This is a genomic window from Lysinibacillus sp. FW301-JW8, assembly GCF_058788755.1.
Genome location: NZ_JBYTBB010000040.1, coordinates 1 through 14,528, shown reverse-complemented (window position 1 = coordinate 14,528; position 14,528 = coordinate 1). Strand labels below are relative to the sequence as shown.

The window sequence follows — 14,528 nt, the reverse complement described above, 5'->3', positions numbered from 1 at the left end:
GCATCACTTAAAAAATTTGTCGAAGGAATGATATTGCTTTTGGGAGGATTAACCCTTCTCCAATAATAAATTTCCGCGTTGCATTTTCCTTTTGCTTATTCTTGTCACTTAAACATCGCTTCGAAATCTGCACTTGCTGATGACAAGAGCCATGGCTTCCACTTTCACTAGCAATTTGCTCTGAACTGTCTCTTCACTTAACCAATTAAGCAGAGCTGTTAGGGGTGGGTAACGGTATATTTAGCAAAATAAAATACAATGGAAGACTAGGAAAACAATAAGAAAATCTTAAGAATTGATGTATAAGTTTGTTAAGGTTTAATTAGTATTATATCCTTAGACGAATCCTATAAGGGTGATCACATGAGCCTAAAGAGATGGAGGAGTGAAAGTAGTTGAACATTTTGATTTGTGATGATGATAAAGAAATTGTAAGGGCGATTAGCATTTACCTAGAAAATGACGGATATCAAGTATTCAAAGCTTACAATGGTATTGAGGCAATCGATCTTATTCGGGATCACGTCATTCACCTAATAATAATGGATATTATGATGCCAAAAATGGATGGCATTACGGCGACGATGAAGATTCGTCAAGATCATATGATTCCCTTAATTATGCTTTCTGCTAAGTCGGAGGATTATGACAAAATACTCGGATTAAATATCGGAGCAGATGATTATATGGCCAAGCCGTTTAATCCATTAGAGCTTGTGGCCAGAGTGAAATCACAGCTAAGAAGGTATACGACATTTGGGAGTCTTGAGGTAAGTAGTGATGTATTGCAAACGGGCGGGCTCAAAATTGATGATGAACAGAAAGCCATCACTGTTGATAAACAAGAGGTTCATTTGACACCAGTGCAGTATAAAATTTTAAAGCTTCTCACAGCAAATGCTGGGAGAGTATTCACAATGGAAGAAATTTATGAAAAGGTATGGAATGAAAGGGCCATTAATCCAGAAAATACGGTTTCGGTTCATATTAGAAAGATTCGAGAAAAAATTGAAATTAATCCGAAGGAGCCGAAGTATTTAAAAGTTGTATGGGGAGTTGGATATAAAGTTGAGAAATATTAGTCATGCACTCATTACGAAAGTGATTGTGTTTCTTATTGCCATTGTTTGTTTAACTGGTACAACTAGGGCAATTATCAATATGGAATTAAAAGAGGTTCATCTTAGTAGTATCAATCAAAATAATTATTTTGAAAGCCGAGCATTCGCTGATGAAAACTATAGCCTTATTGCCTCCTTAGCGCAATTAATCGGAAAATACAAAAGTGAAGAACATATTTTAAGTGGTAAGACACTAACAGAAGAAGATATTAGAGAAATCGAAGAAAATCTATATTATGATTTCCGCAATTCATACAGATATAATCCTAGTTTGAATGAAGTGGAAAATAGGCGCATATATCAAGAAACATATGCAGATGACATAAATAGTAAAAAAGACGAAAGAATGAAAGAACAGGTAAGGGAATTTTATCGGTTACTCAGCACATTAGAAGCATATAAAGGAATCGAGTTTTATGCGAGTGACGGTAAACATGTATTCTCCAATAGTGAACTAAATAAGAAAGAGCAATTTGAATCATTTGGTGCATATATGCTATTTGAGAATTATCAACAAAAGCTTTATCCAAATGAAGTGAAGGAAAGTCAATATTTGGATTACTTTACACATGAAGTTGAAAAGTTGAATCCACAATCAGACGTCATTTATGTTGCGTTAAAAGATTCTTTCTTACAACAAAAAATATCAGAATGGGAAAAAGACAAAGGAATTGCCCAAAATCACCTCAATGAATTCATTATATATCTAATAGGCTTTATTATAGCTTTTGTTTATTTAATCATGGTTATTGGAAGAACATCATTTAATGATAAAGAAATTCATTTTTATGTCATTGACAAACTATATAATGATCTCAATATTGTGATAGTCGCGAGTTTAATAGCGATGTGGATAGCAATGATTGTTGAAGTATTACATGATATGTACATGCTTCTCACGGTACCTATTTTTATCATTGCTTTACTGATGATTTTATCGCTCGTAAAGCATATCAAAAATAGATCATTATTTCAGCATACACTCATATACCAAATTCTCAAAAAGATTTTTATTTTGGTGAAACATGTATTTGATAATGGTAGTATGGCTGTAAAAATCGTGCTACTTGTCATTGGCTATCCATTAGTAGTTGCGGCAACGTTTTTCGTGTTTCCCATTACCATAGGTCTAGCTGCTTGGTTTGCGATGAAAAAGGTGAAGTCGTTTAACCTCATTAAAGAGGGCGTAGAGCAAATTAAGAATGGAGATCTTCATCATCGAATTGAAGTAGACGGAAAAGGGGAGTTTAGCAGACTTGCGGAGAATATTAATAGTATTACCAATGGGTTAAAAAAGTCGGTGGATAGTGAGATTAAAAGCGAGCGTTTAAAAACAGAGCTCATTACAAATGTTTCGCATGATATCAGAACGCCTTTAACATCAATCATTACGTATGTCGATTTATTAAAAATAGAAAACGACCCTGAATTAATTGCTGAATATATAGACGTGTTAGACCAAAAATCGAAAAGACTTAAGCTCTTAACAGATGATTTATTTGAAGCAGCTAAAGCGTCAAGTGGAAGTATGCCTGTCCGGTTAGAACGGATTGACATCGTATCATTACTAACACAAGGAATAGGTGAAATGGGCGAAAAAATTGAAGCGTCGTCATTAGATTTTAAGTTAGCCTACCCAACAGAAAAGGTCTATGTGAAGGCTGATGGTAAGCTCCTATGGCGTTCTGTCGAAAACTTATTCTCGAATATATTTAAATATGCACAGCCTACATCAAGGGTATATATTGGGGTTGAAGATTTAGGGAATGAAATACTCGTGACATTTAAAAATATTTCAGCATATGAATTAAATATCTCTGTCGATGAGCTTATGGAACGCTTTAAACGAGGTGATGAATCTAGATCAAGTCAAGGCAGTGGATTAGGGTTGTCGATTGCTGAAAGCCTTATTCACATCCAGCACGGAAAGTTCTTAGTTCAAGTAGATGGCGATTTATTTAAGGCGATGATCTATCTTCCAAAGTTTCCACATGAATAATGTAGAAAGGAATAGGATATATGAGTGTCCTATTCTTTTTCCGTGTATAGCCGTAGCTATAAAAAACAGCTTATGCTAGAGAATTAGAGAATCATGGATACTTAGAAGAAATATTGAAGGTAATTTAATAGTAAAATTAATTATTTCTAAAGTTGGTATTATCTGAGCGAGAAGAAATAAAGATTTTAGAAAGTGAGTATGAAATTGTAGAAGAGGTAAACTTAGTATAAATTCTACGAGCAAAATTAGGGCGAATTTCAGTATATTAAAAACCCAACCCACACATTTTGAGCAAACTTGGATCAAAATGCGTGGGTTTCTAATTGCTGATTAAACGTTATTTCAAAACTAAAAAATGAAAAAAGATTGCAGCCAATGTTAGCTACAATCTTTTTTCATTCACATTCCTATACATATGCTGCATTAAATAAATTCAGAAATAATAGCAAAAGCTCGGTAACACAGCGTTATGCATAAGAACGGTTAGTATTATGCATTATGACTAAATTAGTCTGTGAAGCATAAAGATGATAAGTAACCTAACATTAATAAAAGACCAATACCCATTGCGATTTCCATGCTTGTACCTCCTTTTAAAAAACGACACATTTATTTGCAAATACTTCATTGTAATCCTCAATTTGAGAATTTCACTTCCAGTAAGTGCAACGTTGCTTTAACTTACATTTCGTAGACTACTGAAAATTCCACCAGTGCATGAAGTTTCACTATATACATAAATATTGTACAATGAATTTTAGAAATATGAAACCTTTTATTAGCTTGTACGTATATATTAGTAGAAGAATTACCAATTTGTACATAAAGAGAGAAGGTGTTAATTAATGAAAAAGTGGGTTAAAAAGAGTATTGTCATCATGGTTGCGTTTTTAACATTTGGATTAATTACGCCAACACATGAGATATGGGAAGCATTTGATCAAAATCCTTCAAATCGTGCTTCAATAGGCCCAGAGCAAGGGACAGGCACTGCTCTTGCTGCAGCACCAGATGACACCCAGGTAGTTCAAACAGAGATACAGCAAGACCCAGTAGACTATAATTCGTTGCTAATAGACGCTGCGAAGGAACAATCCTACATAAAGTTCGGCACAAAAATTGGTCCAAAAATCTGCAATGAATTTGATGCTATTATTTTTCCAAAAATGGAGGAAGCCATTACGATGACAGTAGCTGGCTTAGATGATACACCATTAGCGTCCTTAACAATCTCAGAAAAACCAAGTGGAAATTATGGAGAAAAAATCTTTAATGTCATTAATAATGAAACAGGTGACGATTTAATTCGCTTCCATGTGCGAACTGAAAAAAGACCACAGGAAGGCTATTATTATAACTTCCATTATCACAGTGCCGAGGATAACTTTATGGCACACTACAATTTAGGAGATATATATTGGGAGAAAAATACTCCTCCAAAATGGTTGTCATAAAAATTCTGAAACACTCGTAAAAAATACGAGTGTTTTTTTCTTTGTAAACATTGATATATCAAGCTTTGTGGAAGGTAACTAAGTTATTGAATTATGACACCATTTTAACGGAGTAGGGGAGAGAAATACGTGTACCCCAAAATGTACCCCAATTTCATCATTTTTTGTTTTCTTTTGTTTTTTCAAATGAACTTAAGTTAATAATTTCATCCATAAGATTAGACGCATGTACCTAATCTTTTGCAAATGAATGAGCATACACTTTATAAATTGTTTCTGGAGTATCCTCAACTAAAGCTGCAACCGTCGAAACTGGAATATTATTAGATAGTTGTATCGTCAGAAATGTGTGCCGTAAGAAGTGAGGCGTAAATTAAGTTATATTTTCTCTTTCACATATCAAATAAATAATGCGTTTTAAATAGCGTTCACCAATTGGTTCACCAGTATACGTAATAATCACATGTCCTTCATCACCGTTTGAGGTGTGCAATCATTTAGTTGTAGTTCATCTAACATAAAGGTAGGCATACAGGCGTGATACATAAAATTGTTAGCTTTATCACAGCGATGAAATTCAGCAAGAAATTATCAACTACGCTAAAGAAATTGGCTATTTAAAACGGTGAAACAGATTGTACAGTTAAAAATGTAAGCAATATATCAAATTATATACCATTTTCAGCTGAGGAATATCAAATTTTTACTAGGAGAATTGAATGAATTGTTGGTTATGTGGTGCTGATGTGGATGTAGAAATTATATACGAAAGTGAATATATTGGACAGGTTGAAGGCTACGAATGTAGACATTGTGGTCACATAGGAAACACAGGGAACTAGCAAGAAATTGTTCAGCATACGAAAGGGGGATAAACATCGTGCAAGCTACTGAGGTTCAGGAACCAATTTATACAGTTCACACCGGAGATAATTCAGGATTAATAAAAAAAGTCAGTGATTTATATTTCGAGGATGGTGACAAAATTGCTGAAGTTACTTATGGCAGAGGTGTATTTTGGAGACAAGTTGATACATCAAAGTACGAGATAATTGGCACAGACCTTAAAACTGGTACAGATTTTAGAAATTTACCATATGATGAACATTCTTTTAATCACACAGTTATTGATCCACCTTATGCTCGAATAACTAATCTACAAGGTATGGTAGATTGCTATAACACTACTAGATATACAACACATGATGAAATATTGGAATTATATCGAGCTGAATTGAAAGAATTAAAACGGATTACGAAACCAGGAGGATACATTTTTGTAAAATGCCAAGATGAAATATATGGTGGTAAACAAAAATGGACTCATATTGAAATTCATGAAATGGCAGTAGAGTTTAGATTTTATACAAAAGACTTATTTGTCCTGGTAAACACACGGAAACCTAAGCCATTGTATAAGCAGCAACATGCAAGAAAAAATCATAGCTATTTATGGGTGTTTCAAGTTAAGGCTAACTGAACATTTTTGAGGATTAGGTTTAAAAAAGGGCACTTGTAAGTGCCCGCAAAAAATATGCTTATTTACGTTTGTCGTCAGTAAATGATGTTATGTCATTTGTCATTTTGCCAACAGAAGTAAAAGTTTCATCTAATGCTTTACTGATTTCATCTAATGCTTTGTCGATTTTTTCTGATTGAGGATGATTTTTATCAATCTTACCAATAATAATATTTTTCCATAGGAAATTTTTTTTCATTACCATCGCCTCCTAATAAGGAGTATACAATATAAAGCTATGTGAGTTTTAAAAAAATGTAATTTCATAAGAGAAACGTTTTTTTCAGAAAGGATTAAGGTGATGGAATTAATCTAGTTACTGAACACTTTGAGGAAAAAGAGAAATCCTCAAGTAATGTGTCCATATAAATATGACATAGTTCATATTTTGTTGCCTATTTATGTATAAAGAAAACTATAAAAGGGTCACCAGGCTGGGAAGTGACCCTTAAATCGTAAATATTAATACCCTGTATTCATGAAAGTAGCGCCGACAATAATTAAAAGTATAAATAGAACAACGATTAAGGCGAATTGTGAACCATTACCATAACCGCCACCGTAGTAGCAGCCATTATTAATGCCGCCAACATTTCCACCATAGTATCCCATAAGTATCCCTCCTTTCTACAATATATAATATGTTATCTGTAGAGAAGGAGTGGGGTGTTAAACCATTCAGCTATAGGCATTAAAAAATATATTTTTGGTAGATAAGACAATAAAAAAAGGTCACTTGGGATAGGAGTGACCTTTAGTAAAAAATTCAGGAGGTGTAAGGCTAAATCAACTTACATTACTATTAATATGACATGATAGCAATGTTTGTATAGTTTATAGCCTGAGAAATAGATTTAAAAATAAAAAAGTCGTAGCATCATAACACGCTACAGTAAAACTAATGAACAATCTGAGTAAAGAAACTAAAAAAGGGTCACCAGGCTGGGAGCAACCCTGGCAACCCTTAAATCGGAAATGTTAATATCCAGTCATGAATGTAGCGCCGACAATAATTAAAAGAATAAAAAGAACGACAATTAGAACGAATGTTGAACCATTACCATATCCGCCGCCGGAGTTGCCGCAGTAGTATCCCATAAAAAACACCTCCTTTTCACTATATATTATGTTGGCTGAAGAGGAGGAGTGGGGTGTTAATCCATTCAGTTATAGGCGTTAAAAAATATATTTTTGTGAGATAAGTCAATAAAAAAAGGGTCACCTGGGATAGGAGTGACCCTTAATAAAAAAAACTCGGAGGAGTAAGGCTAAATTAGCTTTACATTACTATTAATATGACGTGATAGCTATGTTTGTATAGTGAATTGCCCGTGAAATAGATTTTAAAACAAAAAAACGTAGCTCCGCTGTACGCTGTAAGAAACTAATGAACAATTTGAGGATCGTGTTCGAAAGATATTGTTCAGCAGTTTGTAACTATTTGTAACTATGCCGTAAATTTCAAGTCTAATTTATAAAACAAATTGGAGGAGGTTTGAGGTTCAATGAAAAAATTATTTATAACATTCGTTTTGTTGATTCTTGTAGGGTGTAATGGGGAAGAAAAAACTGAAGTAAAAACTTTTGAGTTCGCTAGTGAAATTAGAAAAATAAATGTGATCGGACAAGGTACAAATGTTGGGTTAATTAGACGAGAAATTGAAAATGATGTTGAAATCAACGTTATTAAAAATGCAATGCAAAATGCCAATATTTTATCAGGACCTCATACTGATGAAGGTCCTTTATATAAGCTTGAAGTGATGTACGGTGATAACTCGAAAGAAATTATTGATATATGGTATTACGCAAGTGCAAATACAGGAAGATTTTATATGAATGATATGTATTCTTTGAATGAAGAAGCCATTCCAGCATTAATTGAACTTTTTGAGTCTTATAAAGAAGTAAAATGATTTACTGCACAATATGAGGATTTTGCATAGGGGGGAATATTTATTGTTTATTATCAGTCGTGAAGATGAAGAGAATTTCCCAGAATTTAAAACCTATATCGAAGCTAGAGAGTATTTTCAAAAGCGCTATGGTGACAAATACAATTTAGGTTACTGGGAATATATCGATGGTTGGGGAAAAGTCTATTTTGATGATGGAGACGGACAGCCTGTACAGATTCGTGAAGATGGCTTTGTGCATGTCGTGTATTAATAAAAATAAAAAAGCCGCAGCGTCGCCACACGCTACAGCTCGAATTGGTTCATGCCCTTCGGCTAGTCAGATAAGTAATTATAACACATAGGAGCAAACTATGTTAAAAGAGAGAACACTGACGATTACACCAGATGCTTTAGATTCAATGATTACAGACTACCACTGGATGGTTAACGCCATCAAAGAAATGCGAACAGAAATGGTCGTTGGAGCAAAGACAGCACAATATGGAATTGAAGCTACATTACCAAAGGCAGCAGGTGGTGTAGGTGATCCGATTATGCAGGAGGTAATTAGACGTTCAAAAAATATAAAACGTGTTGCAGAGTATGAAAAGAAGCTACTAGAGGTACAAACACTTCTTGAAAGAGTTACTGGTGACAGAGAAATGCAAGTACTTAACTGGATGCTAGATGGAAAGTCCATGCGTTGGATTGGGAAGGTTATGGTTTTAAGTCATACACATATTCAAAATATTAAAGACAACATTCTAAAGCAAATGATTTAAATTAAGGATTATTTATGAAAAATGAATAAAATATACCAAAAGTACTTTTGGTATTCTCTAGTAACGTGTAATCTTTAAAGTAAAGGATTACACGTTTTTTAGTTGGGAGGTTATGAATTTTATGTTAGTAGCTCAAGACAATGAAAAACAGAGATATTATGCAAATGAAATTAATTACCTTTTCGCAAAAAAAATTACTTCAGAGAATAAGTTGATATGCCCTGTTTGTCAACATCCGGTATATCATGCTGGAAAGGAAACATTTGGGGAAAAAGGTCGTCAAAGACCACATTTTCGTCATAAACCAGGAAGTTCATGTAGCCATGGTACTGGTGAAACTTATGAACATGTAACAAATAAAATTCATATTTACAATTGGCTGAAACAAAAATATCCAGATTATCAAGTTGAATTAGAGTATCGAATTGTAGAAACAAATCAAATAGCAGATGTTTTTTTGAAGTTACCAAATGGTGAACAAATAGTGTTTGAATTACAATGTTCTGTTATACTAGTATTGGCTTTTTTAGATAGGCAGAAAAAATATAAAGATTGTGGTATTCAAGACATATGGATATTTGGCGAAAATTTTTATACTAGGCATTCAAAAAAAATGATTATAAACAGAAATTCTATACTGGAAATTATACATAAAGAACAACAAGAAATTTTACTAATTGACTATAAAACTAAAGAAGTAAGTTGGGTAGGGCAAAAAATAATTGAAGGTAAAACGTCAGAAAGATCAGAGTTTGGATTTGATATTGAACAAAAACCAGTCAGTGAGATACTTGACTTTTGTTTTATGGATTTTTCTGTTTCTCCTTATAAAATTAACTCTAAAAAATATCTACATAATCAAAAAAAAAGAAAATTGAATAGGAGTAATTGGGCAAAAGAGTTGTTAGTGTTGAGGGATAAAAGAAATACTGAAAAACGAAACTTAAGGGCAGCTAAACAAAAGGAGGAAGAAAGAAAAAGAAAAAAACTAGAAGAACAACAAAGATATCAAGACAAAGATACCAATAGGATTCAAACGGTTGAAAAATCTGGCGATGAATGCTTAACGTATAAAAAATATCTAAATAATTTTTCCTTACAAAATGAAATGAATCATATGACGGATATAGAAAAACGGTCTTTTGAAGTTCTAATACGTAAGTATAACCTAACAACATATAATTTTCCTGGTATATGTAAAGTCAAAATAGCTTATAGAAAAAAGATTAAAACACGATTTACCTTATGGCAATTATGGACTATAGATCAAGTATTGACCCATTATCAAAACAAAAATTTAACTATAAATAACCTATATTTTAAAATGACTAAAACAAATATTTTTAATTTTAACACTAAGTCTAATAGAGAGATTAAAGAGTGTCTTGAATTTTATTTAAATTTATTAGAGGAAGTAGGTTTTTTAAAACACCGTCGCACAGAAAATTTTTATGAACCTTATCCTGTGCTAATAAGTGCGATACCTTTGCATGATGATTTTAAGATTAATAGTTATATAGCATTTTTTCACTCGGTTTATTGCTTTAGAGACGATGAACATTACGAAAAAGCAGAAAATGCTAACAAAGAATATAAAAAACTTATTAAAAATAACAAAGAATAAACCTATTTTACTTTCCAAAGTTGCCATATTTGCCAAACTTTCAACATTAGGTGAGATAAAAATAATAATGTAAAATTGAAGGCAGGACGGCGCGGTAAAGGTTTCCTCCTTTGGTATTTTTAAAAACCTAAATATTAGGGACAGACAGACCGACGACCGACCAGCGCTTGACAGACTAGTTCGGAGCGTGACATACATGGCCGGCCCATATTTTTTAAGAGATTAGGTATCTTAATTAATATAAAAGGTTAATGAATGGGAATTATATCCACATTATCTGTTATATTGTATAATCAAGGTACAATATTTAAAAGGTGATGGTAATTTTGCTAACAATATTACAAATTATTTTTTCAATCATAGTAGTATCGATCTCAACATACGGAATTATCACAAGTGATTACGAGTTGAATTTCCTAATGATATTCTTCTTAGGTTTAGTGATGTTAATTCTAGGAATAAAAGAATTTCAAAGAGAGAGAAAAGTTTTTGCTTGGTACTTTATTGGGGTATTTTTATTTTTAGTATTTGTCTCAATTAAATATTTATTTTGATAACAACGTGTGTGAGAAATGAGCTAACTCGACAAAAAGTAGATATACCACAGAAAAAAGCCTTATCCATAGTGCGGTAAGGCTTTTTATTGTTAAAATTTATCTTCTTTACCATCTTTGTTTGGTCTTTGCGTATAATGAATATAATCCTAAATAAGAAGGAGTTGGACAGAGAAATGGCAGAAGATCTCTTTACTGCATTTAATTTTTTATTTCCAGTTTTACTAATAGCAATAACACTATGGATTAGAATCATAAAAGTAAATAGCAATATTCAAGTTGAACAAAATAAAGAAATTATCGAGCTTTTAAAAAAGAGCAATCGCGATAAAGATGAAGTCAAAATAAACGAATAATACATATATAGATTAATTTAATGTTAGTTTAACATCCTTCGGGGTGTTTTTTCTTTTTTACGGGTGACCAGGCGATGCTCGTGATATGTTACAAAAGTACATTGATATAGCATTCGCTGATATAAAGGACTACTCAGATTTTGGTACGGTTGAGGAAATCGTAAAGATGAAACTGGCAAGCCGCTTCTGGATTATCAAGGCGAGGAAATGACATATCAACGTACATATGTCCACTTGAAGAATGCGAATGAAGTCGATGGCACAATCGTAAGCGAAGTAAAAAAGGGTAAAGATGGTGTCAGTGTAAAGCTTGTAGATAAGATGGCAGCCCTCGCGATGTTATCAAAATACACAGATTTATTAAATGATGAGCAGCTAAAGCGATTACGTGAAGAAAAGTTAAAAGTAGATATTGTAAAAGCACGTTCTGAAATAAAAGGTGCTGGTGGTCGTAACACCACAGGCGTTGATTTAAGTAATTTAACACTGGAGGAGTTGAGAACGATTGCTAATTCTAAGCGATGAGGAAATGAGCGCATTGAAAAACGAAGCAGACAAAGAATTAGCGCGCCGCTTCTATCGTGATTATGTTGAATATGTACTATCTCAGAGAACAACTATTACTGGATAAAAGGAGAATCAAAATGAATCTAGACAATCGTGTAATTTATAACAAAGTAACAGGCGCAGTTATCTATCAAACTGGAGAGGCTACAGGTGATGTAGTTCCGCATGATATAGAGGTAGACTTAGCATTTATAGATATTCCTTTTGGCTCCATTGATTATTCAAAATTCTATGTACAGCGTATTGACGAGGCCGGCAATCCTATAATTAAAGAATATCCTAGAGATTTATCACCAGTAGAAATTGAAAATGCAAAACTGAAAGAAGATATTGTTTTATTACAAACAGATTCAGAAGTTGGAGGAATTTTATAATGATAAATCAAATAGTGGACGTATTGCAGTTGAGCGCATTATGGCGCAGAGGCTTAATCCAAAAACAAATAAAACTTATGTCATTGATGATGTGACTAACGAGGATTACAAACAAGCCGTGGAGGATTACATTTTAACAGCTACAGAAGGTGTTTAAAGTTTAACTATAAAATAGTTAGAATAAATATCAGAGATTAGTCTTTTAAAAAACAAAAACCCCGAATAGGTTTATTTTTTCTAAAAGTGCTATCTATTCGGGGTTCAGTTTATTTCCCTTTATATGTTTACTTCGTCTGTGTGTGCTACTGCGCTGATTTCGATCAGTTGCTCTGGAGATGCCAAATAATTCACGCCAATTAGGCTACCCGCTGGCCGATGCTGTTCCATGTATTCCTTGAAAAGTCGGATGACTGGCTCAGTGTGTTCTTTTGCATTTGTTAAATAGATTTCCAGATAAGCGAGGTTGGACTTCGTTGCACCAAACCCTTTTAGAACGCGATCTAGATTTTCAAGAGTTTGTCGTGTCTGTGCTTCGACATCGCCATCTCCAACGAATGCACCCTTCGTATTGTGGGAAAATTGCCCCGAAATGTAGATAGTGCCGTTGACACTGTATCCTTGGGAAATACCATGATCCCAGAGATTATGATTGTAGATTTTAACATTAGTCATTTTTTTCTCTCCTTTACTTCAAAGTAATGCCAGTATAAAATGAACGCAAACAAAAAAATAGTACGCACTTTTTAGAAAGGTACTACCAGAAAGGATAGTGTAAATATGGGGATGGCTGACTATAAAGAGAAGGGGAATATTCAAGAAACGCCTTTTGGATATACATTGTCAGTGATTGGTGGTAAATGGAAAATGCTTATTATTTATATTCTTGCAGAAAACCAAACAGTTCGGTTTAATGATTTGAAAAGGAAAATAGGAGCTATTACCTTTAAAACATTAAGTTCACAACTTAAAGAATTGGAAGCAGATGGGATGGTTAATCGGAAAGAGTATCCCCAAATTCCCCCTAAAGTTGAGTACAGTCTCACAGATAAAGCAGAAACTCTATTACCTGTTTTGGAACAGTTATGTGAGTGGGGAGAAAAAAACTCCAGTAATTAAGTACCTTCTGTAAAACTGATGTGATAAATAATCGTTCCATATTGTTCAGTATGTGCAGTGATAATAAAGTTGTTTAAAAATCCTTCTTCCACATAGTTGAAGAAAATATGATAGGATGCACTTTATTAAAAATTTTATAATAGTAACTAATACAATTAGTTTGGAGGACTTATGAATATAGGTGTAAAGTTAGTCGAGAATTTAATTTCAGAACAATTTCCTCAATGGAAAGATTTGAAAATTGAGCCAGTCAAAAACAGCGGGCATGATAATCGTACATTTCATTTAGGAGAAAAAATGACTGTAAGATTGCCTAGTGGAAAAGCATATGAACCGCAAGTTCAAAAAGAAGCAAAATGGTTACCCATATTAGCAAAGAACTTAACTCTTCCAATTACTGAACCTGTAGGAAAAGGGCATCCAACTACGGAATATCCTTTCGAGTGGTCTGTTAACAGATGGTTATCAGGTGATACAGTTAATAAAAATAATGTTAATTTATCTTTATTTGCAGAAGAATTAGCGAATTTTTTATTGGAGTTCGAAAGAATTAATGCCTCAAATGGACCAATTGCTGGTCCTCATAATTTTTATAGGGGTGGAGATTTAAGTGTCTATGACTCTGAAACAAAGGAAGCTTTAATTAAACTTGAAGGGAAAATTAATGTAAAAAAATGTAAATTTATTTGGCAGCAAGCTCTCTTAAGCAAATGGGAAAGTGAGCTTGTATGGGTACATGGAGATATAGCTCCAGGAAACTTATTGGTTCAAAATGGACATCTGGCAGGTGTTATTGATTTTGGAATCCTAGGTACAGGAGATCCTTCTTGTGATCTAGCTATGGCATGGACATTTTTTGATAAAGATAGTCGAGATATATTTATTAAAAGTATGAATTTAGATGAAGGTACCTGGAATCGTGCTAAAGGTTGGGCATTATGGAAGGCGTTAATCACTTACAATAGCCTTGATAAAAAAATAAGTGAAAACGCTCGTTATACTATTAATGCAATTCTAAATGATGTGTAAATCCTATAAAAGAATGTTAGATTTATTCGTATAGCTTAATGTTTGTGAATAAATCTATTGGATAGGCTACACTAGGTTAGACAGATTCTATAAGGGCTAGTACACTATAATTACTAACCTAAAGGAGCGTGTTTT

Annotated in this window: 21 protein-coding genes; 17 read left to right on the top strand and 4 right to left on the bottom strand. The window is 33.3% G+C overall.

The genetic code is table 11. From position 1 onward, the window contains the following. Nucleotides 1-395 precede the first annotated feature (395 nt). The 5 genes from AC3WOM_RS16140 to AC3WOM_RS16120 all read left to right on the top strand — a co-directional run bounded on the left by AC3WOM_RS16140 (nt 396) and on the right by AC3WOM_RS16120 (nt 6,054). A complete protein-coding gene (locus AC3WOM_RS16140) occupies nt 396-1,082 on the top strand; it encodes a response regulator transcription factor (protein ID WP_427548070.1) in 687 nt (228 codons plus the stop codon). Then, nucleotides 1,069-3,120 carry a HAMP domain-containing sensor histidine kinase gene (locus AC3WOM_RS16135; RefSeq protein ID WP_492447577.1) on the top strand — a complete coding sequence of 684 codons (2,052 nt, stop codon included), beginning with the start codon at nt 1,069-1,071 and terminating at the stop codon, nt 3,118-3,120. Before AC3WOM_RS16140 ends, AC3WOM_RS16135 begins: the two co-directional genes overlap by 14 nt. Nucleotides 3,121-3,965: 845 nt before the next feature. Next, nucleotides 3,966-4,574, top strand: a complete 609-nt coding sequence (locus tag AC3WOM_RS16130; RefSeq protein WP_492447576.1) for a YpjP family protein — start codon at nt 3,966-3,968, stop codon at nt 4,572-4,574. A 719-nt stretch (nt 4,575-5,293) separates the two neighbouring features. Then, complete coding sequence (locus tag AC3WOM_RS16125) at nt 5,294-5,416, top strand: hypothetical protein (protein WP_492447575.1); 123 nt, start codon at nt 5,294-5,296, stop codon at nt 5,414-5,416. A 38-nt stretch (nt 5,417-5,454) separates the two neighbouring features. Further along, on the top strand, nt 5,455-6,054 hold the full coding sequence (locus tag AC3WOM_RS16120) for a DNA methyltransferase (RefSeq protein ID WP_492447574.1): 600 nt from the start codon (nt 5,455-5,457) through the stop codon (nt 6,052-6,054). A 58-nt stretch (nt 6,055-6,112) separates the two neighbouring features. Here the strand turns inward: AC3WOM_RS16120 and AC3WOM_RS16115 are convergent, their stop codons facing one another. The 3 genes from AC3WOM_RS16115 to AC3WOM_RS16105 all read right to left on the bottom strand — a co-directional run bounded on the left by AC3WOM_RS16115 (nt 6,113) and on the right by AC3WOM_RS16105 (nt 7,191). After that, nucleotides 6,113-6,292, bottom strand: coding sequence for a hypothetical protein (locus AC3WOM_RS16115; protein WP_427548061.1), 180 nt, complete (start codon nt 6,290-6,292; stop codon nt 6,113-6,115). 263 nt (nt 6,293-6,555) lie between these two features. Continuing rightward, nucleotides 6,556-6,705, bottom strand: coding sequence for a YjcZ family sporulation protein (locus AC3WOM_RS16110; RefSeq protein ID WP_492447573.1), 150 nt, complete (start codon nt 6,703-6,705; stop codon nt 6,556-6,558). Between the two features lie 366 nt (nt 6,706-7,071). Further along, a complete protein-coding gene (locus tag AC3WOM_RS16105) occupies nt 7,072-7,191 on the bottom strand; it encodes a YjcZ family sporulation protein (protein ID WP_427548059.1) in 120 nt (39 codons plus the stop codon). A gap of 407 nt (nt 7,192-7,598) precedes the next feature. On the opposite strand from AC3WOM_RS16105, the gene AC3WOM_RS16100 reads away from it, so the two are divergent. The 10 genes from AC3WOM_RS16100 (at nt 7,599) to AC3WOM_RS16055 (ending at nt 12,405) form a co-directional block, all read left to right on the top strand. After that, nucleotides 7,599-8,009, top strand: a complete 411-nt coding sequence (locus AC3WOM_RS16100; RefSeq protein WP_492447572.1) for a YhfM domain-containing protein — start codon at nt 7,599-7,601, stop codon at nt 8,007-8,009. A 43-nt stretch (nt 8,010-8,052) separates the two neighbouring features. Next, a complete protein-coding gene (locus tag AC3WOM_RS16095; protein WP_427548051.1) occupies nt 8,053-8,262 on the top strand; it encodes a hypothetical protein in 210 nt (69 codons plus the stop codon). Between the two features lie 100 nt (nt 8,263-8,362). Next, nucleotides 8,363-8,773: a hypothetical protein gene (locus AC3WOM_RS16090; protein ID WP_492447571.1), complete on the top strand. Its 411-nt coding sequence runs from the start codon at nt 8,363-8,365 to the stop codon at nt 8,771-8,773. A gap of 121 nt (nt 8,774-8,894) precedes the next feature. After that, on the top strand, nt 8,895-10,397 hold the full coding sequence (locus tag AC3WOM_RS16085) for a competence protein CoiA (RefSeq protein WP_492447570.1): 1,503 nt from the start codon (nt 8,895-8,897) through the stop codon (nt 10,395-10,397). A gap of 317 nt (nt 10,398-10,714) precedes the next feature. Further along, a complete protein-coding gene (locus tag AC3WOM_RS16080; RefSeq protein ID WP_492447569.1) occupies nt 10,715-10,951 on the top strand; it encodes a DUF3953 domain-containing protein in 237 nt (78 codons plus the stop codon). A gap of 176 nt (nt 10,952-11,127) precedes the next feature. Further along, a complete protein-coding gene (locus tag AC3WOM_RS16075) occupies nt 11,128-11,307 on the top strand; it encodes a hypothetical protein (protein WP_492447568.1) in 180 nt (59 codons plus the stop codon). Between the two features lie 207 nt (nt 11,308-11,514). Beyond that, the gene (locus AC3WOM_RS16070; protein ID WP_492447567.1) at nt 11,515-11,832 is read left to right on the top strand and encodes a terminase small subunit; all 318 of its coding nucleotides are present in this window, start codon (nt 11,515-11,517) and stop codon (nt 11,830-11,832) included. Next, on the top strand, nt 11,813-11,938 hold the full coding sequence (locus tag AC3WOM_RS16065; protein WP_427549081.1) for a hypothetical protein: 126 nt from the start codon (nt 11,813-11,815) through the stop codon (nt 11,936-11,938). Before AC3WOM_RS16070 ends, AC3WOM_RS16065 begins: the two co-directional genes overlap by 20 nt. A 13-nt stretch (nt 11,939-11,951) precedes the next feature. Then, on the top strand, nt 11,952-12,248 hold the full coding sequence (locus AC3WOM_RS16060) for a hypothetical protein (RefSeq protein WP_492447566.1): 297 nt from the start codon (nt 11,952-11,954) through the stop codon (nt 12,246-12,248). After that, nucleotides 12,232-12,405 carry a hypothetical protein gene (locus AC3WOM_RS16055; RefSeq protein WP_492447565.1) on the top strand — a complete coding sequence of 58 codons (174 nt, stop codon included), beginning with the start codon at nt 12,232-12,234 and terminating at the stop codon, nt 12,403-12,405. The genes AC3WOM_RS16060 and AC3WOM_RS16055 overlap by 17 nt, the downstream gene beginning before the upstream one ends. A gap of 119 nt (nt 12,406-12,524) precedes the next feature. On the opposite strand, the gene AC3WOM_RS16050 is transcribed toward AC3WOM_RS16055, so the two are convergent. Then, the gene (locus AC3WOM_RS16050) at nt 12,525-12,920 is read right to left on the bottom strand and encodes a RidA family protein (RefSeq protein ID WP_492447564.1); all 396 of its coding nucleotides are present in this window, start codon (nt 12,918-12,920) and stop codon (nt 12,525-12,527) included. A 105-nt stretch (nt 12,921-13,025) separates the two neighbouring features. On the opposite strand from AC3WOM_RS16050, the gene AC3WOM_RS16045 reads away from it, so the two are divergent. Together AC3WOM_RS16045 and AC3WOM_RS16040 are read left to right on the top strand one after the other, a co-directional pair. After that, entirely contained in the window at nt 13,026-13,364 is a 339-nt protein-coding gene (locus AC3WOM_RS16045; protein WP_492447563.1) for a winged helix-turn-helix transcriptional regulator, read from the top strand. Nucleotides 13,365-13,535: 171 nt separating this feature from the next. Further along, nucleotides 13,536-14,393, top strand: a complete 858-nt coding sequence (locus AC3WOM_RS16040; RefSeq protein ID WP_492447562.1) for an aminoglycoside phosphotransferase family protein — start codon at nt 13,536-13,538, stop codon at nt 14,391-14,393. Nucleotides 14,394-14,528 lie beyond the last annotated feature (135 nt).